The organism is Escherichia sp. MOD1-EC6021, assembly GCF_002965245.1.
In the GTDB taxonomy this organism is placed as follows: Bacteria; Pseudomonadota; Gammaproteobacteria; order Enterobacterales; family Enterobacteriaceae; genus Escherichia; species Escherichia coli_F.
Window position 1 is genome coordinate 1 of sequence record NZ_PTRU01000035.1, and the last position, 26,795, is coordinate 26,795.

A 26,795-nucleotide genomic window follows, 5' to 3' on the forward strand; every position below is an offset into this window, starting at 1 on the left:
ACCGGATTGGCACGAAAGTATCGCCCCTGTACTGTCGCGGCCTACAAGCCCGTTAGGGGAGCAGGAAGCGCCAGCCGTTGCTGTTTTTTCAAGCTGTAAATACTCGCCTGTATAGAGGCGTCCATCAGCGCGTACAGTTCCACCTTTTACCTGGCCGCCAGTATAAATCCCTTTATTATTCACGCTGCGCAACCAGGACGAATCGGACATATACCAGCCGCCACCATAGGTACTGTTCATCCAGCCTTTGCTGTTTTTTGTGACCAGCCAGCCATTATTCGAAGTGATATCGCCGTTGGTTGTGGCTGTATTTCCTGAAATTGCGCCAGAGAACGTACCGTTACGTGCGCTGATATCGCCGGAGAGCGCGGCGGCGTTGCCGTTTAAAGTGCCGACGTTGTTCAGATTGTTGCTGTTCATATCAATCGCCGTATGCATCCTGTTAAGGTCGGGACGATTGGTTATGGAGTAACGATACAAACGGTCGCTTTCCTGCAAATCAGCGCCAACAAGTGCCATTGCAATATGCCCGGTCGCGCAGTTCAGCCCGTAATTTGAAGGCGTGTCAGACCAGCCGCCACCCGCGCCAATCGCCTGCTTGCTGCTGTTGATGTAGCCGCCAAGCCCTTCAATCATGCTTGCTACCGAGCGCATTCCGGCTTCTGACAGGGACTGACCGCCATTACTACAGGTCAGGGCTTCCAGACGGGATGTTTTGCTGTTCTTTGCAATACCGGTAATGTAGCTTTGTCCAAAATTGGATTCAGAAAAACCAGATTTCAGATAGCCTTTCTGAATGAGTGTTGCTGGCGTGATTGTTTTGGGTAAAGAGCCAGCAAGTAGTGTTGATGCATTGTCAGCAACATAATTACGAACAGCGGTGTTATAGGTATTTGCGTGTTCTGCTGCATTCTGCCAGCGAACATTATTCAGATGGTTTTCAATGTTTTCATAAACTTTAGGGATAACCATCACCATTATGCCGATGACAAGTAATACCTCAAGAAGAGATACACCTTTATCTGTCTTTTTCATTGCTCTTAATCCTCAGAATAATATTCCCGGTACGAGTGAGTAAACAAACATTCCGCCACAAAGGAACGGACCGAATGGGATATATTTTTTTTGCTTGTTTAATCCGCCAAGAGTGAAGAAAATAATTCCGCCGATAACGGCAATAAATACAATTGAACAGGCAATCTCAGGCGTTGGAAACCATACGCCAGTTCCTGCAATAAGTAGCACATCTCCCATGCCGAAACTTTCCGTTCCGTTTTTATATGCAAAGTAAAGTCTTACAAACAGCATAATGAAGAACATCAGCATTGCACAAAACAAACCAGACAATATATTGTTATTCCATGTCTGATATAACAGGCCAGAGAAGATAAATGTCACGGTATAAAGGCGTGGTAGTAGAAATGAAAGAAGGTCTATACAAGCCATTAATGTAAGGAAAGCATAGAAAACAATCACTATTATAGATTGAATCAGTGATAGCTGGTTTAATGAAAGATACAGAACGGCAAGCGTTGTCAGTATCAGACAGTAATATTTCTCTGTGCCGGTTTTATAAGATACATTAAGTTTATTTAAACGGAATTTTACTTCATTGTAGGCGTAGCATTGACAGACGATATTTGCACAGCAAAGTATCGCCGTATTAAATATGCTGTTTAGCATAAGTTACCTTACCATGTATTTATTGTAGACATAGCGTGCGTATTTGATTCTTTTCTGTTCGTTACTTTCTTTGAAACCAGCGTTATAACTGCCAAGACAACTCCAGTTTATGCCACATTTCTGAAAATGTGTTGCCAGAATCCACGCGCCAATTTGTATATTGAGACAGGGGTTATCAATAAGCTCTGATTTGTCTTTTATTACGCCAAGTTTTTTCAGGTTGGGGATGTGTGATGAATTAATTTGCATCAGTCCGTAATCGGTGCTTAATATTTTTCCTTTTTCTTTGTTGTGATTTATCCGGTCTGGTATGAGTGAACTTTCTACAGTGGCAATGCTTTTCAGAAGCAGGGGATCAATCAGATAACGTTGCCCGGCTTGTGCAAAGCAGGCATCAAATTGGGTCGTTGTCGCTGAATATGCGGGTTGCAATGAAAAGATTAATGATGAAATACATGATAGCAGGATATAAAGAACAGAACGCACAATACTCCTCCTGTAAACATGGAAAAAATAAGCGCCCGAAGGCGCTTATCCGATGCACATGAAAAATCAGGAATCAGTGCTGAAGGTCAGCGTATTGCTGTCAGATGAGCAAACAGTTGCCGCATCGACAGTTGATGTGGAAGTGTTGTTAATCTTGGAGATTGCGCTGGAAGAACGCAGGGCGTTTACCATTGCCATGCAGTTTTTCTTCGGTACGCTGGCCTCAACAACATTGAAGGAGTATTTATCCGAAGAGGTTGTGATTGTAACGGAGCCGCCCCACGGGTTTTTCGCGCTTGCGCCAGTTGTATCTGCGATCATATCGGATGGCAGTAATCCTTGCGCGTAGAGAGTCTTAATATAGTTACTGTCAGTATAACGCCCCTGGAATTTCAGTGATTTCATGTTGGCAATCACTGTCAGGACATTGTTTTGTTCATTGGATGATTGAATGTTGGATTGCACCATTGAATAGAGTTTATATGCACTTGCTGCAAGTACAACAATAACACCAACAACCAATAACACTTCCATCAGTGTTGCCCCTTTGTCCTGTTCTTTTTTACGGCGTGCAGAAAGAGAAGAAAAAACAGAACGCATATTTAAAATATTAATAGAAGACATAATAAATAATTCCTTATTTATTGAGAGGTTAAAAATATTAGGGATTAGTGTTGCAGGACGTTACTGACATCGTAGAGAGCAGTAATCATCATTACAATAAATGCGAAAACAATTAATGCGGATACTACAGTTATCCAGACTCCTGTTGATTTGACTTTTCCTTTTGCTTCCTCCAGCCATTTATCAGCATAGTTAGACATCATCAATGCATTGTCAGCATTTTCAGAATGAAGTAATAGTTTGTTAATGCATAATTTCGATGGGAAGTCATAACCGCAACTTTTCATTGCCATTGCAAGTGACTGTCCAAGTAAAACATATCTCCTGATTTCTTTTATTCGTTCGAGTAGCCATCTGTTTTGAGTGCTGTTTTTCTCCAGCCTTTCCAGTGCTTTTGCAACGGGAATATCAATACTTAACATGGAGGCCATGTTGAAGAGAAAACTTACACCATTAAATGTTTTATAAAGTGACCAGGGGGGAATGTAATCAAGATACTGACGGCCCGGTCCTGTATAACGCGCAAGCGAATATCTGATCAGGAAAAACAGTACGATGCAGAAGCAGAGAATATACGTTCCGTTTTCTATCAGGAAACCAGACGTATCTGTCAGTAATCGCATAGAACTTGTCCAGCGTTCTTTCGGTGCGAGAGAAAGGAAAACAGGTGTTATGGTATCGTGGACCATATACATGTTTGCCAGACAACCAAAAACCAGTACGGATGGATAAATCATCGACATAACAAGAGTCATTGTCATTTCAGAACGACTTCTGACAATTTTTATGGCCTGAACTAATCCTCCGGCAAGGTCGCCGCGAATTTCACCGCTGGATATTAATTGATATTCATCCTCCTTTATATATTTTTTTAATGCTGAAGATATAGCCCCTGTGTTATTCAGTGCATTAAGGCACTCACAACAAATATAGTAGGTTGCAGAAGACCCCGTTTTCTTCCCGTAGTCTGTTTCTACATCAATCAGGTGTGTAAGAGCACGCTTTACATTTATGCCATCATTTAACATTCCAGATAAATCTTCATATAAACTTATTCTGGAATACCTGAATGTGTATTTTGCCAGCCAGTGGGATATTCCAGAGAAATCAATTTCTATCGAATTGAGTTTCTCAAATATATCTTTTATCGCCATGTCCCCTCCGGGAGCATTGAGTATTTATCTTCGTCAATGGGGGATATGAAGTGTGCGGACAGCGGATCTACCAGGCCATGATTAATCAGGTGTAATAAGTGCTGATTACGGGTAATTCCTCCAAGTTCATAGTGCCAGTATGATTTTGCTTCCAGACGCCCGGACTGACGATATAACTGAAAAAAACGTGCGTCGGGTGAGACGACTTCTGCTATAACCGTCCTTCCCGTTACGCCTTTATAACAGTGCTCGCAACCGTCAAGATTGCGCAACCGGACCTGTTCCGGCAGGCAATTTTCCTCAATGAGTTTCCGTTCTTCTGTACTCAGTTTGTCTGCCATTTCAGCATAAGTGCGCTTACAGTAAGGACAGAGTTTTTGTACCAGCCGTTGACTCAGCAGACCGATAAACAGAAGAGGATCTGCAATCAGCCTGGCCTGAATATTCTCCATTTCAAGGCGCTCAATAATATTCAGGGCATCGTTGGCGTGTAAGGTCGTCAACAGAAGGTGGCCTGTCATCGAGGCTTTGATTGCTGCTAATGCCGATGCGTGATCACGAATTTCGCCGTTCAGTATCGCGTCTGGATCAAGTCGCATAGCGGATTTAATCGCGTCAACCCAGCCATCGACGGAATCCCTGACTGCCGTCTGTATTGCGCCGGGAATGCGGCCCTCCGGCGGTGATTCAATGGTGAAAAGGCGTTTTCGGGGGAGACGCATATTATCGTTATGGTTGAAACCAAACGTGCTCAGATAGGCTTCTGAAGCCGTTCTCAGAGTCGTTGACTTACCGGACCCTGTAGGGCCGGATAAAACGATAATTCCTTCCGGGCGTTGTAACATTCGCCTGATTGTCTGGATTTGTTGCGGCATGTAGCCAAGTTCTTCGAAAGTGGGAATATCCTCGCTGTCATCTTTAATCAGGCGGAAGACCGCGTACACACCACCCACGCACGGATAATGCGAATAGCGCGCCCCAAAAAGATTTACAGGCTTCAGAAAATTCTCTGCGATACGTGCATCCTGTGGTATTGCAGGGTCAAACTGCGTACCTTTGATAACATCACTCATTCCAGAATAGGCAGCACCCAGCAATTCCAGCCCTTCTTTACGCGGGATGACATCCAGAATTTCCAGTTCCCCATGCACGCGTGCTTCGACATAAGTGAACTCGGAGCCGTCCCGACCAGGTGTGATGTGCAAATCGGAACTTCCCAGTTTGTTTGCTTTCGCCAGGTAGCTAATGACCTTTTCCTGGTTGCTGTTTAAGTGTTGTGATGAGTTTGAATCAGACCTTTTTTCGCTGTCCTGGTAGCGGGATGCGATAACATCAAGAGTTGTCGAGGTTATATTTACCTGTCCGGGATATTTAACATTCAGAGTGCCAATATAAGCCTGAACAGCACGCTGTCCTTTACTGTTATCAGCGATATAAACCTGAACAGGTTTATCGTCTTTTTCAGATATACTGACGTATACAACATCAGAAATATCTTTTCCGGGATAGTCTGCGTCAGAAAAAAACATTATGTGTCGTCTCTTTCAATAGCATTAAAGAATAAGCTGGCGTTTCTCTGTACCATTCTGAATCCAGACGCCATTACCAGTGATTGATGCCACCTTATAAGAAGTACCAGGAATACTTTGCCCGACCTTGACATCAGTTACTGACCCGTCCAGGAGAGAAATTCGTGCTGACATTTGTTGTGGTGTACCAAATATTTCAATAACACGAAGTGATTTAGCGGCTACACGTTGCGCTGGTATATCGGTATCTGCAAGAGAAGAATACCCGGAAGAGGGCGTTATTGCTGGCGTTGCGGACGCTACACCATTCAAATCAAGATTACGCAATTCACTGACAGCCTTCTGACGCGCCAGCTTTGCTTCGTAAATTACCGTTTCAGCCTGAATCTGCTCTACCTGTAAAATGGTCGGAGATGAATATTTTATTTCGTCTTTTGGTGTGCTTTCAGATTCTGTTGCGTAAGCAAGTGAACTGAAAAAACAGACAGAAATAATCGTTGGTTTAATTATTTTTAACATAGAATGCACCTTTAATCTCATAATTCAGTCTTCCTTCTTCCAGTTTTATTCCTGCATACTGGAAGCGAACGGCAGGTTCATGAAAGTTAGCGAAAAGTATTGAAGGCGGGGTGCTGGTCTGAATCATTAATTCATACTCGTTCCACGGGAGAATTATTGGACGGCCTTCTTCATCTGTTTTTGTGTTTTCAATTTCCTGCCAGGTGAGTTTTAACCTCATTTTTTGTGCAAATGTTGTCAGGCGTTCCTGAATATCTGTTGCCTGTGGCAATGTGTCCGGGGTAATTGGATCAGGCGAAACGTCAAAACTGACAGGAAGAGAAAATCCCCCGGCGCTGCCTTCTGGCAATACAAAAGTTGCTGTGGTTGTCCCCTGGAATATTTCTCGTATCCGTGTGCTGAAGTCCTCGACCGTAACGCCGCTCAGTTCCTTATATGATGTGCGTAACAGCCCGTCATTACCGGATGTGCTGCATTCAGCAAGGTCAAAACGCCATCCGGCGATCGATAAGGGCAGTGCATCCCATTTATCAATGCATTTATCAATAAATGGTTTTATTTCAGGTAAATGTTGCCACGGTGGGGCAATCTGTATTGCCTGTTTGTCTGCCATTTCTTTTGCCAGACGAAGACGTGCAGCTTCTGCCGCAGCTTCTTTTTCCCGGTATTCCTGGTACATGGTGATCCCGTTCCAGAGCAGTATGGCCAGAATGGCACTTCCGCCATAAATCATGAACTGACGTTTTCGGGATACGCGAGTAAACGCCGCCTCTTTCGGCGGTTTTTTTACGTCAATCAACGCAGACAGAGTGAGTGAGGGGAGTGCCTGGCTGATATCCCATGATTCAGGCTGGTATAGTTTCCAGCCGGGTTCTGGTGTTTCATTAAACTCAAGAAATGTTGTCAGAGCACTCATGATCTGACTTTTGTTACCTACAACATCGTTGACGAGAACGTTATTGACGCAGGAAACAAAGCCATAAAGATCACCGAGTTCGCAGATAGCGTATCCGTCAGGTTCGATGAGGGGTTTTATCATCAGTGCCAGTGACCAGAATGAGGACGCCCCTGTGGGAAGATCCTCTTTTCTGATAAATGCCACCATCGTTTTGGTTTCATTTTCTGAATCCTGATACTGACAGGAGAGAAAATATTCAGCGTCGTTTTTTCTTGCGAATGTACGCGCATTCTTTTCTTCTGAAGGAAGCGTTTTCCAGTCCAGACCGGAGAAAAAAGCACGCTTGTTTTTAATAACCGAAGTGAAATTCTGGTTATTCTGATTATTCTCAGACAAAGTGACCTCCAAAAAAACTCCCTGTGTTTTTTCAGGGAGTTTTCAGTTAATTAGTTCACATTTTTTATTACTGCACTGGAGCCGGAATTAAGCACATTTGGTGTAATCAAAACGACCAGAATCGTGTCGCCGTCTTCGCTGTTAACGCCACCCCCAAGTCCAAAGAAGGAGGGGGTTATTACACCTTGCTTACTGGTTTTCCGGTTTGATTGCTGGAATCCACTCAGAATGACTGTCTGGCCTGATTTCAGATCAATAGTCTGATTAATTGTTTTCAAATCCACATTCGGTGTTTGTGCTTTACTGCCGCCACTTTCGAACACCTCAAAAGTAGGTTTGTCAGACAGACTCATTGAGAACAGCAATTGCAGGTTTTGTGAATCCGGCTGAATGTATGGAAGCAGAGTCATATTGAATCCGGTTGTTATTGTTGCCGCATTCAGTGACGTGGATGATCCCACATTGGCGGTAGAATCGGTTGTGACACTTTCAATGAAGCCCTGCTGATTGGCAATTTGCATAGGGACAGGCGTCAGGTTTTTAGTCACAGCGGAGTTTTGCGTTACGACACTGACGCTGCCTTGTGACGACAGGGCTTTCAGAAATGCTTTTGAGCCAGCCAGCTTACCGTCCACGATGGATACACCACTGGTAATAACATTCTCGGCGGCATCACCAAATGAGCCACCAAGACTCAGACCAAGATGACCATCATTAAATACTGCGTTCCAGTCGATTCCCGCCTGTTCCTGGCTTGATTTCTTGATACTCAGGATTTCAACGTTCAGCACAACCTGACGACTCATTTCATTATTGCGCTTGTTCACAATCTCCTGAACGCTGTCCAGTACATCCGGGGTATCTGTTACTGTCAGTGAACCTGTGGACAGATACATGCGCCCTGTACCTGGTGTCAGCATTGAGGAAACTTCGCTTTTCAGGTCGTTGTACAGCGATGATTTCATTTCCACGGTTGTAGTTTGCGTATTTGATGCGTCGCCAGTCATACCGCCAGAACTTGTAGAGCCGGTACTGCCACTGGAAGACATTGTGCCGCTCACAACTTTTGAGTTGTATGCCACATTGCTGTCCATATATGTAATCGGGAATGAGCGCGTTTCCAGATAGAAGAATGTGATACGACCTTTATCGTATTTCCAGGATATTCCCAGCCGTGAAGATACGGTTTGCAGTAGGGCAGGAAGCCCGGAGATATTCAGTTCAGGGAGTGATGTACCGCCAGAAGAGACTTTTACTGGCTGACTGCCTACTGACGCCAGAGGAACCATTCCATTTGCATCAGGTGCTGGAATTGAGCCTGTCATTTGTTGTGTTGAGCCAGTGCCTGTACCGTTCAGATAGGTCCAGACATCGGCGCTGATTCGTACCGGGATATGACAGGTTTGTGTGATGCGTTGTGCGATCTGGCGTAGCTCAATATCTGAACGAGTATTAATCACAATCGGGCAGGGCGGCGCTGATTGCTTTATCTGCTTTTCAATAATTGGCGTTGTATTAATCCATTGTTTTGTTGAATCCTGGATAACCGGGTTATTACGAATTTTTTTCGCGTATTCAGTCGCTTTTTGTGCGTCTCTTTCGGCAGCAAGTTCATTAGCATTGATTTTTTTGAAGTTTGCACAGCCTGATAATAAAAAAGAGGATATTAATAAACAAAGCAATTTTTTATTCATGTTTAATTACCTTATGGAATATGCAAAATACTATTTGCTGGTTGCGAGGATTATTCAGATACGTCTGTTTTATCGTGATTATCAAGGTCTGGATTAGTAATCACATTGCCTCCGGCAACCATGACTTTTTTTCCTCCAGCTTTAGGGAGATAAATTTCTGCAATTTTTGCTATTTCATCCATGACTTCTTGTGTAAACAGGTTTGGAATGTCAACATGATTGTTACGGGCGATATCCACGCGGCGTTTAAACTCTGGTTCTTCAAACCAGATTATTTTGTTGGCAATAAATGGTCGGCTAAATTCACTGGTTATAATTTCACGGATTGCAATATTTCTGGCTTTATTCTTCTTATCCCGGAGAGACACAATTTCTTCAGGAAGAAGAACCGGGCGCTCTATTACATCATCATTCCGTGTACGTGAACTTCCTCCCTTACCACCACCACTGGATATTGAGCGTTTGGATATTTTCATATCACGCACCCCAATCTCTTCTGAAATCTTTTTAGCCAGAGCATTTTTTGATTTCGGCGGATAGTAAAGCACAACAGCACTGTTTTCAGTGAATGTGGTCCATCCTTCCTGACCGTACATATCGCTTTTTTGCCCTTGTCCTTCATTCTGAAGAATGAACATAAAGCGAAGGTTATAACCTGCTGTAAAACCAACAGCGCGTTCAATGACCTCCGATTTACCCATTGATGTAAATTCATCCAGGAGAATAAGACACTGGTATTTCAGGTCCGGGTTGTGTTCCGGCAGTTCACGACAGTTTTCATTAACCAGTAATGAGAAGAAAAGGTTTACAATTTTCTCATGAGTGATTAAAGCATCCGGTGTCAGACCAAGATAAATTGACATGGGCTTTTTACGAATGTCCCGGATATCAAAATCACTGAAATTCGTCGCCTCAGCAGTAATAGGGTTGCTGAAGATGCTCAGCGGTGATGAAAAGTTTGTTTCTATACTTCCCCTTGTGCGATCTGGTGCTGACATAAACTTAAAGAAGAATGATTTTGTTTTATCGCTAATCCAGCTACGGTTTTCAATTTCCTGTCCCATCCATGCGGCGAGATCCTTGCCGCCATCGGGAACCGACGTTTTCAGTATGGCGCTGATGGAAACAAGAACGTCCGGTACATTATGACCTTTGGCTTTCTGTTCCAGGTGAAAACGCTCCTTGTCCAGCAGGTAAAGTCCTAACCCGACAAAAAGGTTTCGTGCAGAATCAGACCATATAGGATCATCACTTGCCGGGATAAGGATTGCGGCAATTTTTGCCAGGTCCGTTTCACGAAGTAAATCACTGCGACTGACGCAATCCAGAGGATTCCAGCGGTGAGAGCGTATCTGTCCTTTAATTGCCTGGTCGATAGTTTCCGCGTATCCGGCGGGCGCAAAGAGAAAGCATTTTTGCCCTAATTCTTTTTGCCTGAATCCGGCTGATAAAAACCAGTTTTCAAGTTTGATATCCAGTATGACCATACTTCCTGGATAGTTTACGCAGTTGGGGATAACAATTCCCACCCCTTTACCAGAACGTGTCGGGGCATAAAGAATTAAAAATTGTTGTCCGGCGAAATAAATAAATTGTTTTTTGTATCTCCCCTTGAACATTTTACCGATGAGTATTGGTGGATGTTTGTAAGGTGATTTTTTATCCGGGAAAAAACCTGATTTACTTAGGTCCATATCAGTTGCGAGCCGGGCGTCACCGTAGATGACTTTTTTAGGCATAATCCCAATCACGACAATTAACATGAATATGGCAAAGAATATTAATGGAACGCTGAATCCAAACCATGCCATAAAAACGAGTTTTTTATATTGTGGGTTGCCAGAAAATGTTGAGATTACAGAATGGAATGTATCCCACTTGAGCAAAGACATATCAACGGATGAATATCTTAATGCTGTGTATCCACCGAGATAGTTTGAGGCTATAAGCACACCCACAAGAAGCAGTAACAGGAAGAGAATTAATCCCCCCGTCTTTTTTGCATCCATAGTTATCTCCAGAATTTACATTGTGCTCAAAAAGCGATTTTTTTCTTCGGGTTCGTAATACAGTTCAGTCATTCTGGTATGGTTGAAAAAAAGAATGACATCAATTGATGTTTTTATCGTGCGCATGATGAGGTCCATATCAACAGTCATACCAACATCAGATTGTTTTACAATACTTGCCAGTCGTGAAAATGAGGCATAAGTATTATTAGCATGAATGGTACTGATTGAGCCTTCATGCCCTGTATTAAGCGCCTCCAGATAACTCCATGCTTCGTTACCCCTAAGTTCAGCAAGAAAGATGTGATCTGGCTTTAATCGCATACACGCTTCAATGATTTCCTTCGCTTCAACGGTATTTTTTTTGTAGAAAAGCCGGATATGGTTTGGATGCAGCGGCAGAGACATTTCCGGTACATCTTCAACGGTTATATAACGCCGTTCAGGTGGAAAGATATCTGCAATTGCCTTTGCTATAGTTGTCTTACCGGAGCCAGTCCCACCGACGATTAAAAAATTAAGACGGTCTTTAACTGCCTCTCTTAAAAATTGAGCTTTAGATTGACCATCTGGACGCCGGGATAATTCATACAGGTAGCGTTGCCGTTCAGTCAGGATGGCTTCGTGTTTCGTCGCAATCCTGACATTATCAAAACGCCCTGTTCGGACATAATCATCTATAGTAAAGCGCGTTAATGATGGCTTACGGATAGATATCACAACGCTGTTATTTTCTGTTGCAGGTGGAATGATGATTTGTCCACGTTCCCCACCGGGAAGAACTACCGATGCAATGGGATTATCATGGCTAAGTGGTATTTTTATCTTTGATAAGTTCGTCAGAGTTTTGGCAAGTGTCATTAAATTATCAAAAGTCGCGTCTGGCGCATCTTTAGATTCCCAGCCATTTTTTCCTTCAAACCATATTGTTCCTGGTTTATTCACAGATATTTCTGTGACATGTTCAATATTAAGAACAGACTGGATACCCGTCATATCCAGATATCGTCTTGCGGTTTTACTGTTATCTCGTGGTTGTGATGTATTACTGGTATCTCTGATGTTATTCATATCAATTGCTTTACTGAATTACTGAAGTTCATATACGGATGAAAAGTCGATATTTCGCGGAACAATAACAGACAATACAGTCCCCTGATTAATATATGCCGTGGGGGGAATATTTATAGTATTGTCCAGCGTTGTTTTTGCCATTTCTTTTGTTGCGTCAGATGTGTTTTCGTAGGTGATATTGCTGTTTGAGCCTGTTTGTTGCGTGCTGTTTTTCAGAATATCTAAACCATCACCAAGTAATGACAGCAGCAATGCACCACCAAAACGCTGACCAAAATGATTATCGACCCATGCAGGAAGGCCGGAAGCGCCCAGACTGTCAGTGCCAAGTGCGCCAATGCGCACATTGACATTTTCATCTTTGAGCGTTGTCCAGTTAACGAACACACGGGCTACTCCCTGTGTCATGACTTTATTCTGCTCCCCGATCAGTAATGCTCCTTTACGGGCAAGAAGCACTTCGCCGTTATCCGACCAGACGTCTCGTGTTAACTGACACATTGTGATACCGGGATAAGAGGTTACGATTTTCGTTTTGAGCACACAGGATAATGCTGTTCCCGCAGATAACAGATATCGGCGGTTCAGCACAGGGGATACCTTTCCGTCTGCGTACTGACTGCCCTGTAAATCATCTCTTTCCTGGTTTTTTTCGCCTGGTTCCTGATTGTCGATCTTCACCATTGTGTCGCCCATCAGTTGTCGGACGGATTTTGGCAATGGTTGTGGTTGGTTTGGATCTCCACTGGCGGTTTGGGGACTGCCGTTGGCTATCACATTGACGGCTGTTTGATCGGCCTTTTGTGATGCTGGCGCTGACGGGGCATTGTCTGCCTGTTTCTGTTCTTGCTCCTCCTGTGCTTTCCTGCGGTTAGCGGCATCGAGTTTTTCCTTTTCTTCGATGTTTTTCATCATTGTTGTCAGTGAAACGCCATTGTTGGTATTTGTGACCAGTGTCTCGTCAGACTTCTCAAGAGGTGTTTGCTGAACGACCTGTTCTCGTGAAAGAACTTTAAACAAGATAATGATCACAAATAACGCGGCAATCAGTAATATGATGAGGATTAATATTTTTTTTGGTGCTGCTTTACCTTTTACTTCGATAATTCCGCGATTTCCCGCGTCATTATTTTTTTCATCATCTTTATTTTTCATAGCTGAACTTCTCTACTCGTGTTTTTCCGTTTGACGTACCTTTTTTATTCCACGGACGATTAACGATTGATGATGTTCTGATATCTGCAACCTGATCACCCAGGCGCAAACGGAGATTTTCAGCCACGTCATAATAAACCATTGTGTTTTTATTTCTGTCTCCGTTAACCAGATGTTCATTTCCATCGGCATCAACACGATAAAGGACCGGAATTTCCTGTTTATTAGTCCATCTCATGCATGTAAATTCGCCATTATCCCATACCTGATAAGGGAAAATTGATTTGTCACCCTTGAGTTGATAATGACCATTAATTATTCCACCATCAGTGCATGGAAATGGCTTTTCAGTCATTACGGTAGCTGACGGTGGTTTCGGATAATTAAAACGCAGAATATACGTGGGTTGTTTCGTGGTTGATATCAGGTAAAGAGGATATATATGCTTATTGGTCTGAACGGTAACGTTTGTATCCGGTTCTTCTGCTTTTGGACGCAGAAACAGAGTGTTGTCCCTGACCGATACTGACCAGGCTTCTGGATCACCAATTCCGACATCTTTTATTGTTTCGTCTTGTCCGAACTTAATTGTTGTTTGTGCGCCTGCTTTTACGCGCACATTAAATACATCCTGCTCGTTATAATCTACGGTCTGAATACGCCCGTCTCGTTCCGATGGTGTGCCGTACATAGCTGCTAAAGCACCAGGTACTTGTAGCATCGACAAAAGAACTATCGCAGTAGTGCGTTTAAGCATCATTTTATAACCTCTGGATCAGGTTGGTAGCTCAGAACTTGCAGTCCCAGCGGATTCACAAGGCGCTCTTTTTCTGTTTTGATATCTTTATCCCAGTCAAAAGAAATCGTCGAAATCCACTCTGTTGCTCTGTATCCGGGGGCGGGTTTACCAGATAAATCCAGTACCATTTTTTTGAAACGCACCTGCGCCATATCCTTCCTTAGAAGGATTACTGAATTAATCTGGACCTTAATTTTGTAGTTGTTTTTCAGAATGTTCAGTGGTGAGGAATCAGCACGAATCATGGTGTCATAAGCTGAAAACACCTTTTGGGAAGACATTGTTTTTACTGTATCGGCCTGTTCCTGGATAGTCTGCCAGTCGTATGCTTCATAGTTAATGAGATACTTTGACAGAAAATATTTAGTCTCAACATCCTGATAACTTTCCTTAGCATCAGATAATTGAGGGGCAATATCAGTATATCCAGTGCTGTTATCCACTCGCACAAGGAACGGTACAGCGGTTTTTAATGGAGCAAGGGAGGCTATTGCGAAACCAAGAATGCAAATTACAACAAATTCACCAATGGCGAGAATGGTAAATGTTTTTGCCTTTTTCTTTATGATATCAATTTCACTGCGCTCAAAGTCACGTATGGCCTTGAAATAATCCTTTTTTTCGTTTTTTTCTTCAAATTTCTTTTTGGTGGCTTCTTTTTTTGAATGTTCATAATAGTTTGTGTTTTCCATTAATAATCACCTGCTTTGATCTGTTCAATTGCTGTGTTTAACTCAAACCATCCCCCTTTTTTCTGCACAGGATTGGGGGTGTGAGAACATGCACTAATTAATAGCGCGGAGGCAATTATGAGGGGGATTTTCATATTGTTTTCCGTTCTGTATAAAACAGAGAAATTAACCGTTCAGGCGTTTCAGGAGTTCTGGTATCCAGATATCAGGAGCTACATCTCCTTTTTCAGCAATAATCTCATCAAAAATAGACAGGCCAGTTTCAGAGCCAGAAAGCACGGGGATAAACTCATCGAATCCAAACAAATCCATTTTGGCGAAAACAGAAGAGCCAGATTGCTTGATGAGCATGGTCCTTGACTCCTTCGTCAGCTCTTTGAGTTTTTCAAACTCTTTTTCAGTAAGCCCAATTTCTTTATATCCTTCCCATTTTGCATCGGGATTGGGCAGGAGAATTTTCGTTGCGGTTTGTTGTACCAGCGCCGCAAAAATTGCGCAGTTTATGGCGTCTTCCGGGGACTGTGATGTTAACCACATCATTTCACCTTTCATGCGCCCCGCTTTCAGTGCGCTTTTAATCATGCTTTGTGTCATGGGAAAGTTTGCTGGCATCCAGAACTCTTCAATAATGGAGAGCATCAGATTGCCGCCGCGTTGCATGATTTCTTTGTAGAAAAACAGGACCGCGAGTAAAGGTTCACAGGCAGGATGAATACCGTTTTTTGTGTCCAGGACAACGGTTGTATCAAATCCCACCTTTTTATGATGCAGTGGATTGAAGGTATTCCGGGGGGAATCCACCGCCCAGGCATATTCGCCGTTGTCGCACCATTTGGCGAGACGCGTCTGAAGTTCAGGACTGACTATATCGAGAAGAAGGGCTGTCCGGCGTTCTTCGACAGGCATTCGCATAATGCTTTCCACGGCAGCGTTTAATTCAATGCCATGTTCATCAGAACAGGGGTTGCCCTGGTTGTCTCGTGCCAGAACCTGTGTCCAGCGTTTCAGAAATGCGAGAAGTCTGTGCCAGACGGGAGATTCCGGGCCTTCTGCCAGTTGCCACGGATTGCAGCCGGTATAAATGCCTTCCTGCAACGTGAAATAGCTTCCTCCGTATGCACGGACAAAAAGCTCAGTAGAACGGTTGAAATCCACAACAAACATTAAAGGGTCAAAGCGTTGAAGAAAACCGCTGGCTGCTGCTTCAAATGTTGTTTTCCCTGTGCCTGTTGCGCCAAGAATCATTCCATGCCCGGCAATTTTTTGTCCGGTAACATTTTTTTCCGGTGGGCTGTAATGCGTATTGAACCAGTAAATGCTGTCAGACACCGTTTTCAACGGCATTATGGCGGACCCATCACCAATAGGATTGCCTGATTTTTTCCCGGAGGAATAATTGTGAAAAGACATCAGACAGGCCAGGTTGGTTATTGTTCTTCGGGTATCCAGTGGACGCCTCTTATTCAGCGGCATATGACTGAAAAAAACAAAAGGTGATGCGAGTGAGGCGCGACTGAAGCGGAATCCCTTACCCGAAGTAATAAACTCAGCAGAGAGCTTTATACCATTGCTTCTGGCCTGATCTGGTGTATCACCGAATACCGTTAATGCGCAGTGTAGTGAACCAAACAACGTAATTCCGGCTGCGACCGCTTCTTTACCAGCTTCGAGTTCTTCCTGTTGTGTTTTGGCTGCATCATTAGCTGATTGCAGTTTGTTTAATTGCGAATCAATGTTCTTCAGGGTTTTTGTGGGTGATTCAAAAATAAACGATTGAGTAAGAATAAATTCATAGGGTTGCTTGAGAAGAAAATCCCATTGTCCGGGGGTCGTTTCTATAGGGAAATCCTTCAAAATATAATTCGTTGCAAACTTTTTACTATCCGATTCGTTGTTACGCAGTTCAAGAACATCAGCACCAAAATACCATTCAGAATCACAAATACTGGATGATAAGGGAGTGGATGATAAAGGAATCATGTTATGTTCTGTATTTAGCAATAGTGATAAATAGTCTGCCACCTCACTAATATAAGTATTGTGAACTGATAAAACAGAAGCGTTAAATGGCTGAAGTGCTTTTTGCGCCTGTTGTGTCATTTCATTCATGCGCTCGATTCCGGTATCAACATCATCGTAGGGAATCCCAAATGTTAAATACCATGTTGATTTGTAGAATGCGCTGGATGTGAACAGAGCAAGGTATTTTTTTGAAAACCTGCTTAAAAAAGCATTGTCAAAATTCCATTCTCCATCAATGGTTATTCTTTTTTTGATAAGATGAGTCCATAAATACAGGTCGCCTTCCTTTCCTAACCCAATCAGGAAGTTTTTAACGCTGTTAAATAAATTTGTAAGAACATTATCGTTCTCTGTCTCAAATGGAATGCCTGCTACAACAAGTGAAGCCAGCATTTTCCTGTCAGAAGTAAAGATAATACTGTCTGTTATATGGAAGCGATAATCGGGATATTCACGAGCAACATCCATATTGTCACTGTTTTTTAATTTGACTTTGTGCATATATGTTACCTGACAGATGAATAACCAATAATTAAATCTCTGTGGCGGATTTTTAACAAAAGCCCCATAAGGTTTAAACGGATGACTCTTAGTGCGTTTGAGTCATTTTCACAGGCCAGTTTTACTATAAAAAGAAACAGCGCACATATGACAGGAATAATTATCCCTTTTATACCCCAAAGGAAAATAGCGGGGAAGCCTGTCAGAACAGCGAAAAAAGCCGTGAACAATAACAACATTAAGGGTATACCAGCAATTAACGCAGGACGGTTAAACCCGTTATAAGTCATGAATGACTCACTGACATGTTCATTTACTTTGTCCATAACTCACCATGAAAAAAGCCGCAATTCACACATAAGGTAAATATGCGGCACAGTTGTATATATGGATTACTTATTTGAAGAGTTCCAGCGCCCAGTTCCCGGCGTAAAGTGCACCGCCAGCGAGGGAACAATAGACAAGCGCCATTCCTACATCAGACCAGCTTTTCTTCTCCATGAATGCCATGATGACGTTATAGATCAGGTAACACAAAGCACAAACACCACCAAAGCTAAATGCCCATGTCTTAAGTTCTGTCATGGTATTTGTTGCGGTGTCGAGTCCACCTGCATAGGCAACGGAGGCAGTTAGTGACAGGAAAAACGCCAGAATAAAATACTGCAAAGTTGATTTGACTTTCATTAACTAAAATCTCCAAAAACATCCCAGTCCGGTGATGTTTTCTCTTCATCGTTCGGGGGGGTTATTTCTGATTCATCAGTTTTTTCACGGATTGATGGCACGATATAGTTATTCGCGTTACGAATAACCCGTTCCAGATAAGAAGTGTTGTTAAATTTCTTTTCTTTAATAAATCCTGTTGATTCGTTACCCGAATAATACAAAGATAAAGCGCGGAGAATTTTTTGATTACTACTACCCTCCTTTTGTCTCAGATAATTGTCCGTCAGGACTGCCGCTCCTGCTTTTATATTTGTACACGGGTCAAAAACTGTTTTATTAGTCAGATTGAGTGATGGGAAATTTTTGCTGTATATCTGTGTCAGACCTGCACTAAACCTTTTATTTTCTGCTGTTAATTTTTCTGCATATTCAATAGCTCCTTTTTCATCTTTAAAATACTTACTTGTTCCGTCAGAAACATTCGCTATTACATATGGATTAGCCCCTGATTCAGTCATAATCAGGGCATTCATCGTATCGGGTGATACATCAGGGGCACACTGACTTATCAGTGCTGCCAGAACAGCCGCTGATAACTGCATAAGGGATTTATCTCCTGATATTAAATTCGTGAAGAACGTTTTTTCCTGCGGGGGCGACGAACGATACTGTCCAGCTCATTAGCGCCGGAAAGAAGTTCTTTCAGCGAGACAATTTTTTCCCTGACAGGTATAAGGGATTTTGCCCCCGGACATTGTTCAAAGTCTGATTTGTACAGGTCGTATAAAACAAGCGTATGTTTTACATCCTGTGACAGATAATTATGTTTATTCTGGATGTTACCTTGTTCGATATTTTTGATAACATCTGCTGAGCGATGAATTAAATCTGTGTAGATTCGGGTGTTTTTAAGGGGATTTATTTTTATATATTCAGAAGCAAGCTGAATAAGATTGCATCGTAAGATAAGGACTTCACGAGTGGCAATATCAAGCTCGCTGACATCATCATTATCCTGCATGGGTATCTCCGGTAAAGATTTTCTGGACTGAAGTCCGCGCCGTAGCGATATATCCGGCCCACATAATGATGTGTCGGATATGCAGACTCCAGTTCAGAATCCCCTTGTCAGGGGATATTTAGTTAATGAGTACAATAGCCTCTTCTGGAATTGAGGAAGGAACGGGAACGCCCATATCATTCCCCTGATTATCGACAATCTTCTTATTTTTTACTCTTCCTAACATTGCTGAATGTTTTGTTTGCTGCTGCAAAGCAGACATCAGACCTTCTGTATCGGCAGACCAGATATAAACTCGCTTACCGTAAATAATATGATGAATATCATAAACGGGTGTTATACCGATTTGCTCAGATGTTAACGTTCCTCCTGAATTACGTTTGTCTGGATATTTATAAAGATAGTCATTGATAACATTTGCGAAATGGACAAATTCAATTGCTTCCTGTTTTGCAGGAAGCAACTTCATTCGCTGTATGGTTTGGTTATTGTTATCTGTCAGATAGTAACTGCCTATTGACAGGAATATCAGGAGCAAGCTGAAGAACCAACCCATAGCGATTACTCCTGTTGTGTGTCTTTAATTGTGATTACGCATTGTGCAATATTCCTGAATGCGTATAACGGTTTATCTGCTGAAAGATAAAGCATCAGCGTATCTTTTAATGCAGATTCAAAGTTTCCCCGGAAAATAAGAGGAGCATCTATTCTGTAGTTCACAGGAGTATCCCATACAAGATTCCAGGTTGAATTACCACACGGCGAACTTGACGCCCATTCTGTGAGGCCATCCCGCAGCGTTGAACCTTTTTTAAGATTCCAGGTGAGTTTTTCTGTCTGTTTTTGCGGAACGGTGGCAGGCGTTAGCGGTTTTTGAGGTAACTTGTCAGAGGAAACTGGTGTCCTGACAGGAGATACAGGTGCTTTTTGTGATGTTTTCCCTTTCTGTTGTTGAAAATCAATCAGAAGATGTCTTTTTTCGGTGTTCTTAATTACCGTCAGACCGTAGTTGCGAAGCATTTTATCCAGGACATAAGGCCATTGATCGTTGCCCTGCCAGGATATCGTGCGACGGAAAGTTTTCGTTACCTCCGGGGATATTTCAGCCGTCCAGTCCGATGGGACAATTTCTTTTAATGCTTTTTGCAGCGAGCCTTTACCATCATGGCGAACAAAGTAAATTTGCTTTTCAGGTGTTGATGGGCCTGTAAGCGTGGTGGCCGGAACAGCGTTGTTAGCGTTTTTTTTCAGAAAACCGCTTTTTGACATTAGCGGTGGTTGTTCAGGACGCGGTTTTGTCTGCTGATCAGTATTTTGTGCCGTTTGTGCCTGATGGTTGTTGCTACTGATTGGCTTTGCGGGAGGGAGTGCTGGTTGTTCAGTATGCTGTTTAGTTGCTCCTTTGGCTGCTGTTTTTATCTTACCAGATGAAGTTATGCTGTTTGTTGTTGGCTTCAGAAAACTATTATTGCTGTCCTGGTTTTTTGGCGCTGTCGCTGATTGCTCAGAACGTGGTTTTACGGTTTCTGCAATACGAGGCGCGGGAGTTACGTTTATGGCTTCCTTTTTGAGATAATTATCATTGCTGTATTGAACAGTGCTGTTTGGCTGTGACACGGGCTGCTGAAGGACCACCCCGTTATGGTATGTGTCTGCTCTTACCTGCTCAATTGTGGTATTCAGTTCATACCAACCTCCTTTTGCCTGTGCGGGTTCAGGGGCATGGGAACACGCATTCAGCAATAATGTGGTGGGAATAATAATGATCTTTTTCATGGTTAACCCCAGGAACGTCCGAACTTACTCATGATTTTTGAGATCGCCGCCGGGTCTGCGGTCGCGCATTGATTAAGAAACGCTTTTCGGGCATCAAAGGTTTTGCTCCAGCGAATAGATCCCTTTTTCTTTTTGATGATATTAAAGAAGTCCTTTTCGGCGCTTTTGCATTCGCTCCCGCCGCCGCTACCGATAGCTTTACCGTACAGACAAAGAACGGAAGCACACGGATCAGACGCATATACGGGGGCAGAGAGTGCGATAGCACTTGCGGCAATCATCGATAACATGATTTTGCTTAACGGTGTCTCAGGCACGGGGTGTGTTCTACTATCTGCGCAGCCTGGTCGTAATGCTGCGGTGGCGGCAACCATCAATAAAATGGTGGATTTCATGGTGTTCCTCCATATTTCAGACAAAAGAAAACCCGCACGAGGCGGGTAATTTAAATATCAGGGGAATCAACGCACGTGTGGCGTAATGATGACAATCCGCTTCTCACTTTGGCTATCAGCATTAACTCCAGTAAACCCACTCACGACAAGGGGCTGGTCCGGTTTGAGTAAAATATTCTGCTCGACAGTCTGTTTCCGTATCGGGTCAGTGGTTGTGAGTAGCAGGTGGAAATTTCCACGCTCAATATCCGGTGTTATCCGCATTGTGAAGCCAGCAGTGCGATCTTTTTCAGCCAGTGTAGTGTCACCGGATATTGCCTGACGGGGGATCAGTTCCGTGACAGGTTCCCTGCTTCCGGCAGATGTTGTTTGTGATACAACGCACGGGGTACTCTTCATTATTTTGCGGATTGTTTCGGAGGATATCGCCTGACCGTCATCAAAGAATGCACTACGGAAAATCACGTTCTGATTTTTGGCAAACAAGCCAGGATGCCGCTCGCTCAGACTTTCGTATATATTCATACCATTCAAACAAACAGGAGAACTGTCCGGCAGGTCTGTTCGCACGGTATCAATTTTCAACGTTATCTGGTGGTCATGTTTGGTTAACGGTGACTCAGGTACTGGTTGTGTTTTGCTATCCGCACAGCCTGACAGTAATGCGGTGGCGGCAACCATCGATAAAATGATGGATTTCATGGAGTTCCTCCATATTTCAGGCAAAAGAAAACCCGCACGAGGCGGGTTTTTTATCATGGAATAAGTTTATTTATTGGAGCGTCCAAGCATTTAACTCATGATTTCTTTTCGTTTTAGATCATAGAGTGCTTCGTTAGCATTTTATGTATTCCTTAATCAAGGCGTCTTCTCATTTCACTAACTTTCTTTTTATATTCACTATCTTGTTTTTGCTGAAGTGCAGCACGAGCATTATCGCAGTTTTGATCGGTTATTGTACCTTTCTTGCAATCTTCTAAAGTTTTAGTGGCTTCACTGATGTTGTTTGAGTAATATTCTACAGAATATATTTTTTCTTTACATCCCACTAACATTAAACTGGCGAAGATAATTGATGAGGCGATAATTGCATTTCGTGACTTATTCATATCAGCTTAAATCTCTTCTCTTTTGGCGAACATATGTTTCATATTGAGCTTTCCGCTCATTCTCTAGTTGCCGTTCAGCAATATCATATTGCTTCAATTGTAGCTCCATTGTCAATTTTTCTGTATTCAATTGGTTAGATAAGTCAGCTTTTTTTTGAGGAGTATCTGCTGACGCGAACTCCTTCTGTAACGTGGTTAATCTCTTAGCCCTTTCCTGCATTTCATTGTTGAAATTTTCATAGAATTTGATCTTAGCCAGGATCGCATCATATTTTTGTTGCGTCTCTGCAACGTTGCTTGATAAGTCATATTGCGATCGCAAAGAGCTAAGATCTGATTTTGCACTATTTGTTATTGTTGATAGAGAATCCTTCATATAGCTGGATGCGCTATCAAAGCCATTGCTGAAATCAGTGAAGCCTTCGAGTCTTTTCTTCTGTTCTTCAGCGTATCTTATGGTCTGTTCATATTGTTGCTTGAGTTGCTCAAGCTGTCTTGCCGCTTCAGCAGCACGATTTAGCCCTTCTTCAACTGTTTTAGCTATTGCTGCAACGTCTACTACTGGAATACCAGATGCAAAGATTGATGGTGATGTTATGGTAATTATTCCAGCAAAGAGAAATGATAATACTTTATCTTTCATGTTAATCACCCCGCTTTAAGTTTACTTCCACGGTTTAATCCCTGAACTAATGCTGATGCAGAACGACTTCCTGCATTAAAGAATGGATTTGGCATTTTGCTGGCAAAACCATTAGTGAAAGATCGGAGTCCTGATGCTCGCATAAAACCGGATGCAACCTTACCTCCAAAGCCATTAGCGGCTGATGTAAGGCCATTTATACCTACCCCGCCAGTAAGAGTTGAGCAGAGAGTACCTACTTGCTCAACAAGGAATATAGATATAACAGTCACCATAAAGAAATAAACTACTGTTGTGAGAGTTATATTTCCGCTTGATGGGACTGTTTGCTCTACAAAGCTGATGACGAAGCTGAACGATATACTATAAAAAAGATTTAGCAATATATAATTTAAACAGCTACCTACCCATGCGCTAAACATATTTCTTGTCGAAGCAAATAGAGAAAAACAGATAAATAATATTCCGGCGGATAAGAGAATGCCAACCATGAATGTTGATAGAGTTAGAAATACAGTGGTGTAATAAATAAGCAGCAGCCCGCCAACATATCCAACCCCCCAAATTAGATATATGTATAGTTGATCTGTGAAGCTATACCACTCCAGAGTATCTAACTCATTATTCTTAAAATCATTTAACGTTACTGAAAGCATATTCCACAAATTATCAACACTGGTTGCAGTTCCTGAACCTCCAGTAACAGCAGCAGAAAGGTCGGAGCCAGCGTGCATTACGAAAGGAATAACAAACTGGCTGTAATAAGGCGCTGAATAAGTGAATGCACCAACCAGGGCGAATGCACCGATATTCTTAGTCACCTCGCTCATCAGGACGTCACGTTGGGCATACGTGATTTCATATATTAGATAAATAACGTATAAGGCTATAGCCGCAAAGAATGTAGGAGATATTGCTTGTGCGACCTTAGCGGCGTTCGTCGCCGCTGTGGATTCAACAATGGTTGTTACTTTCTCAAGAAATTCTGAAACAATGTTCATAGCTTAGTCCTTCTGGCAGATGAAGAGTTCACCAGAGGCACTAATATTTGGCTTCAGCTTAATTACCAGGTCTGTGCCGAAAAAAATTGCTTCTCCAATTTTTTGGAAATTTAATGTGGATTCTTCTTTATTGTAACTATAAACGTTGTGGGTTGCTGTCGATGTTTTGGTTTTACGTGGTGTAAACGCTTTTTTAATGATGTAATCGAGAGCGTGGCTGTTATGAGATGGTAAAGTGATTAAATCGTCGTTTTTTTTCATAATGTAGTTCTGATTTTTGAGGTTGAAGATAATTGTCGGTCAATGCTTTTGATTTTTTTTCGTATCTCAATTGGATTCGCCTCAGATAAGTTAGCAATGGATAAAGCCAGTTCGATTTGTAAAATTTTCCTTGTTTCGATGAGATTGATTTTTACTTGTGGTATATCACGGAAGACACCACAGCCGGTAATTGCTTTTGAAACGACACGTTCTGTATTTGCTATGCTTTTCTTTACTGTTCGAGGGGGGACATAACGTGCACGGCGAAGTTTTCTCAGATTAGCTTTTGCTTGAGTCATATTTGTATGCCATGAATAAATAAATGCTTTCTTCAAAGCCTGAATAAGCATAAACCAGTAATATGGTGGCTAAAGGCAAAGAAAAGGTGAAATGAATAACGGCATTCAGAACTGAACCGGTTAATGTATATAAGACAAACGGTGCTGAAAGTATGAAAGCACCCAGCAGGAAAGAAAAAACATTGCACGCCATTTTTAATAAAAATATTTTTATTAGGTGATGTTTTTTTCTGTACATTTCATCGTATCCTTCAGGGGGCTGTCACCTTCTCACGTTGTTGCTTCCATCGCGAGAGCTTCAACAAGTTCATTGATACAAGTCCGTTCTGCCGGAACTTCCCGACCTGTAACCGGGTCGAAAACGATATGCTCATTTTCAACGTAACGCAGGCGATCGTAGATTTTTTGACGAGCTTTTATCTTAATCACGTCCAACTCTGCATGTTTTAACTTTTCTCGTCTATCGCCGATGAAAAATATTATCCATATGACAGCCATGATAATTGCCGTACAGGGGAGCATGTAGCTTAATACTTTTATAGCTACAGCAAATGTATCTTTGGCCCTTCCTGCTGCTGATTCAAGGATAAAAAAAGCTACAGTTATTATTATGACTGTGTATGTCTCGTATTTATTTACACCTCTAATACCAAATTTGCGTAATGTGGCTTTAGTTACAATCTCTGAAAGAGATACTCCTTCATTTGCGTTTCGCATTTAATTTTCCTTATACTATTCCTGTGACACTTAACACCATCAATAAAATATGTAATGCAGTAATGTTTTTTAGCGTTTTTTTGTAGGCTTCAATAAAATCCTTATCCAGAAGTCTGATAATAAAAATACATAGTGCATTCATCGCTGCTCCTGTAAGCGGAATTAACAACGAAAGATGCATGATTTATTCCTTGTTTTCATTCTTGTCTTCGATGGTCATTACTTTAAGAGTTATTCCTTGCATGTCTGTAACAATAACTCTTGTTCCCGCAGGGTAGTTTTCATCGTGTAACGTCTCAACAGGCCAGAATGTATCACCAATAAGTAATTGCCCCTTGCCGTTCACAATATCGTCACTGAGAGTAAATTCTTTTCCTTTAAAACGTGTATGTCCTGTGTTCACCAGGGGTGTATCTAATTTCTTATGTTTTTTGTCATAGACGAACTTAATTATCGACGTCAGTATGCTTATTGACGCAAAGAAGCATATATTTGCTTCTTGTGATATAGGAAGGAAAAAGTCAACAATGGCACTTGATAATGCACCAAGACTGATTACGAGTAACCATCCCGTTCCGGTTATAATTTCAAGGGCAATACAAAGAAGAAACAGCGTAAACCAGAACATCGTTAATCTCCATGAGATAAGGACGGTGATTAAAACAATATTGTCACCGTCCGGTATCTGTTTAAGACAAATACTGTTGAGCCTGTTTCATATCAACTTTGGGAGTATCCTGTGATACGTTTTTTAGCAGTTCACTGATACCTGCAACCGAACTCACCAGGCTACTTGAATCAAGAGGCATCATAACCAGTTTACTGTTTGATGCAGTGCCAATTGCCTGGAGTGCTTCAGTGTATTTCTGCGCAATAAAGTAATTAACAGACTGAACATCACCTTCAGCGATTGCATCCGACACCAGTTTTGTTGCGCGAGCTTCCGCTTCTGCCTGACGTTCGCGTGCTTCAGACTGAAGAAATGCTGATTGCCGTTCCCCTTCTGCTTTCAGTATTTGGGACTGTTTTTCCCCTTCCGCCTTCAGAATTTGTGACTGGCGTATACCTTCCGCTTCCAGAATCTGTGCACGCTTAGTACGTTCCGCTTTCATTTGCGCGTTCATCGCCTTAGTCAGTTCTTCTGGTGGTTTAACATCCCGAATTTCAATACGTGTGACCTTAATTCCCCACGGATCAGTTGCATAATCGACAACCGTTAACAGCTTAGAATTGATGCTGTCACGTTGAGAAAGCATATCGTCGAGATTCATTCCACCAACGACAGTTCGGATATTGGTCATGACAAGATTTGAAATAGCTGATGCAAGATTATCGACTTCATAAGCTGCCTTCGCTGCATCAATGACCTGGATAAAACAAACAGCATCGATAGTTACGTTTGCATTGTCTTTCGAAATAACTTCCTGTTTAGGAACATCCAGGACGGTTTCCATCATGTTGATCCGTTGACCTATGCGGTCCATAAACGGGATCAGGAAGTGAAGACCGGGGGAAAGCGTATGGGTATATTTACCAAAGCGTTCCACTGTCCAGGCATTACCTTGCGGCACGATTTTGACGGCAGATTTAACGAATATCAGCGCGACTAAAATTAATAAGAGTAACGGAATAGATGTAACTATTGGCGTAATTATAGCGTCAATCATGA

33 protein-coding genes are annotated in these 26,795 nt (G+C 42.4%); all 33 read right to left on the minus strand.

Annotated features, from left to right (window positions below; translation table 11 throughout):
* A partial coding sequence (gene pilV, locus BEB54_RS24070; RefSeq protein WP_000750512.1) for a shufflon system plasmid conjugative transfer pilus tip adhesin PilV occupies window positions 1–1,035 on the minus strand: 1,035 nt, incomplete at its 3' end.
* Window positions 1,036–1,047: 12 nt separating this feature from the next.
* Complete coding sequence (locus BEB54_RS24075) at window positions 1,048–1,683, minus strand: prepilin peptidase (protein ID WP_000934978.1); 636 nt, start codon at window positions 1,681–1,683, stop codon at window positions 1,048–1,050.
* A gap of 3 nt (window positions 1,684–1,686) precedes the next feature.
* Window positions 1,687–2,169 carry a lytic transglycosylase domain-containing protein gene (locus BEB54_RS24080; RefSeq protein ID WP_023226007.1) on the minus strand — a complete coding sequence of 161 codons (483 nt, stop codon included), beginning with the start codon at window positions 2,167–2,169 and terminating at the stop codon, window positions 1,687–1,689.
* Window positions 2,170–2,235: 66 nt separating this feature from the next.
* Window positions 2,236–2,793, minus strand: a complete 558-nt coding sequence (locus BEB54_RS24085) for a type 4 pilus major pilin (protein WP_000095049.1) — start codon at window positions 2,791–2,793, stop codon at window positions 2,236–2,238.
* 44 nt (window positions 2,794–2,837) lie between these two features.
* Entirely contained in the window at window positions 2,838–3,947 is a 1,110-nt protein-coding gene (locus tag BEB54_RS24090; protein ID WP_000974903.1) for a type II secretion system F family protein, read from the minus strand.
* On the minus strand, window positions 3,938–5,476 hold the full coding sequence (locus BEB54_RS24095; RefSeq protein WP_000466227.1) for a GspE/PulE family protein: 1,539 nt from the start codon (window positions 5,474–5,476) through the stop codon (window positions 3,938–3,940). The genes BEB54_RS24090 and BEB54_RS24095 overlap by 10 nt, the downstream gene beginning before the upstream one ends.
* A gap of 24 nt (window positions 5,477–5,500) precedes the next feature.
* Complete coding sequence (pilP, locus tag BEB54_RS24100; RefSeq protein WP_000912553.1) at window positions 5,501–5,995, minus strand: type IV pilus biogenesis protein PilP; 495 nt, start codon at window positions 5,993–5,995, stop codon at window positions 5,501–5,503.
* Window positions 5,979–7,289, minus strand: coding sequence for a type 4b pilus protein PilO2 (gene pilO2, locus BEB54_RS24105; protein WP_024222069.1), 1,311 nt, complete (start codon window positions 7,287–7,289; stop codon window positions 5,979–5,981). Before pilO2 ends, pilP begins: the two co-directional genes overlap by 17 nt.
* A gap of 50 nt (window positions 7,290–7,339) precedes the next feature.
* Entirely contained in the window at window positions 7,340–8,983 is a 1,644-nt protein-coding gene (pilN, locus tag BEB54_RS24110) for a PilN family type IVB pilus formation outer membrane protein (protein ID WP_105282304.1), read from the minus strand.
* A 50-nt stretch (window positions 8,984–9,033) separates the two neighbouring features.
* On the minus strand, window positions 9,034–10,992 hold the full coding sequence (locus BEB54_RS24115; protein WP_000338976.1) for a type IV secretory system conjugative DNA transfer family protein: 1,959 nt from the start codon (window positions 10,990–10,992) through the stop codon (window positions 9,034–9,036).
* A gap of 15 nt (window positions 10,993–11,007) precedes the next feature.
* Window positions 11,008–12,063, minus strand: a complete 1,056-nt coding sequence (gene virB11 / locus BEB54_RS24120; RefSeq protein WP_001059977.1) for a P-type DNA transfer ATPase VirB11 — start codon at window positions 12,061–12,063, stop codon at window positions 11,008–11,010.
* An 18-nt stretch (window positions 12,064–12,081) separates the two neighbouring features.
* Complete coding sequence (locus BEB54_RS24125; RefSeq protein ID WP_000790640.1) at window positions 12,082–13,221, minus strand: TrbI/VirB10 family protein; 1,140 nt, start codon at window positions 13,219–13,221, stop codon at window positions 12,082–12,084.
* The gene (locus BEB54_RS24130) at window positions 13,211–13,912 is read right to left on the minus strand and encodes a TrbG/VirB9 family P-type conjugative transfer protein (RefSeq protein WP_000274524.1); all 702 of its coding nucleotides are present in this window, start codon (window positions 13,910–13,912) and stop codon (window positions 13,211–13,213) included. The genes BEB54_RS24125 and BEB54_RS24130 overlap by 11 nt, the downstream gene beginning before the upstream one ends.
* Window positions 13,913–13,977: 65 nt before the next feature.
* Window positions 13,978–14,712, minus strand: a complete 735-nt coding sequence (locus BEB54_RS24135; protein WP_023155253.1) for a virB8 family protein — start codon at window positions 14,710–14,712, stop codon at window positions 13,978–13,980.
* A gap of 165 nt (window positions 14,713–14,877) precedes the next feature.
* The gene (locus BEB54_RS24145; RefSeq protein ID WP_050953158.1) at window positions 14,878–17,235 is read right to left on the minus strand and encodes a VirB4 family type IV secretion system protein; all 2,358 of its coding nucleotides are present in this window, start codon (window positions 17,233–17,235) and stop codon (window positions 14,878–14,880) included.
* Between the two features lie 5 nt (window positions 17,236–17,240).
* On the minus strand, window positions 17,241–17,561 hold the full coding sequence (locus tag BEB54_RS24150) for a VirB3 family type IV secretion system protein (RefSeq protein ID WP_000362080.1): 321 nt from the start codon (window positions 17,559–17,561) through the stop codon (window positions 17,241–17,243).
* 70 nt (window positions 17,562–17,631) lie between these two features.
* On the minus strand, window positions 17,632–17,922 hold the full coding sequence (locus BEB54_RS29485; RefSeq protein WP_000865479.1) for a conjugal transfer protein: 291 nt from the start codon (window positions 17,920–17,922) through the stop codon (window positions 17,632–17,634).
* Window positions 17,922–18,506 carry a lytic transglycosylase domain-containing protein gene (locus BEB54_RS24160; protein WP_001177117.1) on the minus strand — a complete coding sequence of 195 codons (585 nt, stop codon included), beginning with the start codon at window positions 18,504–18,506 and terminating at the stop codon, window positions 17,922–17,924. Before BEB54_RS24160 ends, BEB54_RS29485 begins: the two co-directional genes overlap by 1 nt.
* Before the next feature lie 20 nt (window positions 18,507–18,526).
* Window positions 18,527–18,925, minus strand: coding sequence for a hypothetical protein (locus BEB54_RS24165; RefSeq protein WP_001153669.1), 399 nt, complete (start codon window positions 18,923–18,925; stop codon window positions 18,527–18,529).
* A 118-nt stretch (window positions 18,926–19,043) separates the two neighbouring features.
* A complete protein-coding gene (pilM, locus tag BEB54_RS24170) occupies window positions 19,044–19,481 on the minus strand; it encodes a type IV pilus biogenesis protein PilM (RefSeq protein ID WP_000539665.1) in 438 nt (145 codons plus the stop codon).
* A gap of 5 nt (window positions 19,482–19,486) precedes the next feature.
* Entirely contained in the window at window positions 19,487–20,701 is a 1,215-nt protein-coding gene (locus tag BEB54_RS24175) for a toxin co-regulated pilus biosynthesis Q family protein (RefSeq protein WP_050953157.1), read from the minus strand.
* Window positions 20,702–20,703: 2 nt separating this feature from the next.
* Window positions 20,704–20,991 carry a TrbM/KikA/MpfK family conjugal transfer protein gene (locus tag BEB54_RS24180; RefSeq protein WP_050953163.1) on the minus strand — a complete coding sequence of 96 codons (288 nt, stop codon included), beginning with the start codon at window positions 20,989–20,991 and terminating at the stop codon, window positions 20,704–20,706.
* A 171-nt stretch (window positions 20,992–21,162) separates the two neighbouring features.
* Complete coding sequence (locus BEB54_RS24185; RefSeq protein ID WP_022645136.1) at window positions 21,163–21,798, minus strand: hypothetical protein; 636 nt, start codon at window positions 21,796–21,798, stop codon at window positions 21,163–21,165.
* Window positions 21,799–21,950: 152 nt separating this feature from the next.
* Window positions 21,951–22,205: an EexN family lipoprotein gene (locus BEB54_RS24190; protein ID WP_001043555.1), complete on the minus strand. Its 255-nt coding sequence runs from the start codon at window positions 22,203–22,205 to the stop codon at window positions 21,951–21,953.
* Window position 22,206: 1 nt separating this feature from the next.
* Complete coding sequence (locus BEB54_RS24195) at window positions 22,207–22,848, minus strand: type IV secretion system protein (protein WP_001463086.1); 642 nt, start codon at window positions 22,846–22,848, stop codon at window positions 22,207–22,209.
* A gap of 5 nt (window positions 22,849–22,853) precedes the next feature.
* Entirely contained in the window at window positions 22,854–23,849 is a 996-nt protein-coding gene (locus BEB54_RS24200; RefSeq protein WP_001028543.1) for a type IV secretion system protein, read from the minus strand.
* 3 nt (window positions 23,850–23,852) lie between these two features.
* Window positions 23,853–24,110, minus strand: coding sequence for a hypothetical protein (locus BEB54_RS24205; protein WP_000739144.1), 258 nt, complete (start codon window positions 24,108–24,110; stop codon window positions 23,853–23,855).
* A complete protein-coding gene (locus tag BEB54_RS24210; RefSeq protein ID WP_001360345.1) occupies window positions 24,107–24,409 on the minus strand; it encodes a hypothetical protein in 303 nt (100 codons plus the stop codon). Before BEB54_RS24210 ends, BEB54_RS24205 begins: the two co-directional genes overlap by 4 nt.
* A complete protein-coding gene (locus BEB54_RS24215) occupies window positions 24,390–24,647 on the minus strand; it encodes a hypothetical protein (protein ID WP_001542015.1) in 258 nt (85 codons plus the stop codon). Before BEB54_RS24215 ends, BEB54_RS24210 begins: the two co-directional genes overlap by 20 nt.
* Window positions 24,648–24,679: 32 nt before the next feature.
* Window positions 24,680–25,126 (minus strand): hypothetical protein, encoded by a 447-nt coding sequence (locus tag BEB54_RS24220; protein ID WP_032349831.1) that lies wholly within the window; start codon window positions 25,124–25,126, stop codon window positions 24,680–24,682.
* A gap of 10 nt (window positions 25,127–25,136) precedes the next feature.
* Window positions 25,137–25,307 carry a hypothetical protein gene (locus BEB54_RS29035; protein WP_000550720.1) on the minus strand — a complete coding sequence of 57 codons (171 nt, stop codon included), beginning with the start codon at window positions 25,305–25,307 and terminating at the stop codon, window positions 25,137–25,139.
* Between the two features lie 3 nt (window positions 25,308–25,310).
* Window positions 25,311–25,754 (minus strand): NfeD family protein, encoded by a 444-nt coding sequence (locus tag BEB54_RS24225; protein ID WP_072099825.1) that lies wholly within the window; start codon window positions 25,752–25,754, stop codon window positions 25,311–25,313.
* Window positions 25,755–25,815: 61 nt separating this feature from the next.
* Complete coding sequence (locus BEB54_RS24230; protein WP_000564241.1) at window positions 25,816–26,793, minus strand: SPFH domain-containing protein; 978 nt, start codon at window positions 26,791–26,793, stop codon at window positions 25,816–25,818.
* Window positions 26,794–26,795 lie beyond the last annotated feature (2 nt).

Coding starts and splice junctions, on each gene's coding strand:
- BEB54_RS29485 (WP_000865479.1), bottom strand. CDS start 17,922: ATGAAAGTCAAATCAACTTTGCAGTATTTTATTCTGGCGTTTTTCCTG.
- pilP (WP_000912553.1), bottom strand. CDS start 5,995: ATGTTAAAAATAATTAAACCAACGATTATTTCTGTCTGTTTTTTCAGT.
- BEB54_RS24075 (WP_000934978.1), bottom strand. CDS start 1,683: ATGCTAAACAGCATATTTAATACGGCGATACTTTGCTGTGCAAATATC.
- pilM (WP_000539665.1), bottom strand. CDS start 19,481: ATGGGTTGGTTCTTCAGCTTGCTCCTGATATTCCTGTCAATAGGCAGT.
- BEB54_RS24130 (WP_000274524.1), bottom strand. CDS start 13,912: ATGTACGGCACACCATCGGAACGAGACGGGCGTATTCAGACCGTAGAT.
- BEB54_RS24230 (WP_000564241.1), bottom strand. CDS start 26,793: ATGATTGACGCTATAATTACGCCAATAGTTACATCTATTCCGTTACTC.
- BEB54_RS24190 (WP_001043555.1), bottom strand. CDS start 22,205: ATGAATAAGTCACGAAATGCAATTATCGCCTCATCAATTATCTTCGCC.
- BEB54_RS24195 (WP_001463086.1), bottom strand. CDS start 22,848: ATGAAAGATAAAGTATTATCATTTCTCTTTGCTGGAATAATTACCATA.
- BEB54_RS24095 (WP_000466227.1), bottom strand. CDS start 5,476: ATGTTTTTTTCTGACGCAGACTATCCCGGAAAAGATATTTCTGATGTT.
- BEB54_RS24150 (WP_000362080.1), bottom strand. CDS start 17,561: ATGGACAAAGTAAATGAACATGTCAGTGAGTCATTCATGACTTATAAC.
- BEB54_RS29035 (WP_000550720.1), bottom strand. CDS start 25,307: ATGCATCTTTCGTTGTTAATTCCGCTTACAGGAGCAGCGATGAATGCA.
- BEB54_RS24090 (WP_000974903.1), bottom strand. CDS start 3,947: ATGGCGATAAAAGATATATTTGAGAAACTCAATTCGATAGAAATTGAT.
- BEB54_RS24215 (WP_001542015.1), bottom strand. CDS start 24,647: ATGTACAGAAAAAAACATCACCTAATAAAAATATTTTTATTAAAAATG.
- BEB54_RS24125 (WP_000790640.1), bottom strand. CDS start 13,221: ATGAAAAATAAAGATGATGAAAAAAATAATGACGCGGGAAATCGCGGA.
- BEB54_RS24205 (WP_000739144.1), bottom strand. CDS start 24,110: ATGAAAAAAAACGACGATTTAATCACTTTACCATCTCATAACAGCCAC.
- BEB54_RS24200 (WP_001028543.1), bottom strand. CDS start 23,849: ATGAACATTGTTTCAGAATTTCTTGAGAAAGTAACAACCATTGTTGAA.
- BEB54_RS24165 (WP_001153669.1), bottom strand. CDS start 18,925: ATGCAGGATAATGATGATGTCAGCGAGCTTGATATTGCCACTCGTGAA.
- BEB54_RS24135 (WP_023155253.1), bottom strand. CDS start 14,712: ATGGAAAACACAAACTATTATGAACATTCAAAAAAAGAAGCCACCAAA.
- BEB54_RS24085 (WP_000095049.1), bottom strand. CDS start 2,793: ATGTCTTCTATTAATATTTTAAATATGCGTTCTGTTTTTTCTTCTCTT.
- BEB54_RS24145 (WP_050953158.1), bottom strand. CDS start 17,235: ATGCACAAAGTCAAATTAAAAAACAGTGACAATATGGATGTTGCTCGT.
- BEB54_RS24180 (WP_050953163.1), bottom strand. CDS start 20,991: ATGTTATCGATGATTGCCGCAAGTGCTATCGCACTCTCTGCCCCCGTA.
- BEB54_RS24210 (WP_001360345.1), bottom strand. CDS start 24,409: ATGACTCAAGCAAAAGCTAATCTGAGAAAACTTCGCCGTGCACGTTAT.
- virB11 (WP_001059977.1), bottom strand. CDS start 12,063: ATGAATAACATCAGAGATACCAGTAATACATCACAACCACGAGATAAC.
- BEB54_RS24115 (WP_000338976.1), bottom strand. CDS start 10,992: ATGGATGCAAAAAAGACGGGGGGATTAATTCTCTTCCTGTTACTGCTT.
- BEB54_RS24220 (WP_032349831.1), bottom strand. CDS start 25,126: ATGCGAAACGCAAATGAAGGAGTATCTCTTTCAGAGATTGTAACTAAA.
- BEB54_RS24225 (WP_072099825.1), bottom strand. CDS start 25,754: ATGTTCTGGTTTACGCTGTTTCTTCTTTGTATTGCCCTTGAAATTATA.
- BEB54_RS24175 (WP_050953157.1), bottom strand. CDS start 20,701: ATGAAAAAGATCATTATTATTCCCACCACATTATTGCTGAATGCGTGT.
- pilN (WP_105282304.1), bottom strand. CDS start 8,983: ATGAATAAAAAATTGCTTTGTTTATTAATATCCTCTTTTTTATTATCA.
- BEB54_RS24185 (WP_022645136.1), bottom strand. CDS start 21,798: ATGAAATCCATCATTTTATCGATGGTTGCCGCCACCGCATTACTGTCA.
- BEB54_RS24160 (WP_001177117.1), bottom strand. CDS start 18,506: ATGCAGTTATCAGCGGCTGTTCTGGCAGCACTGATAAGTCAGTGTGCC.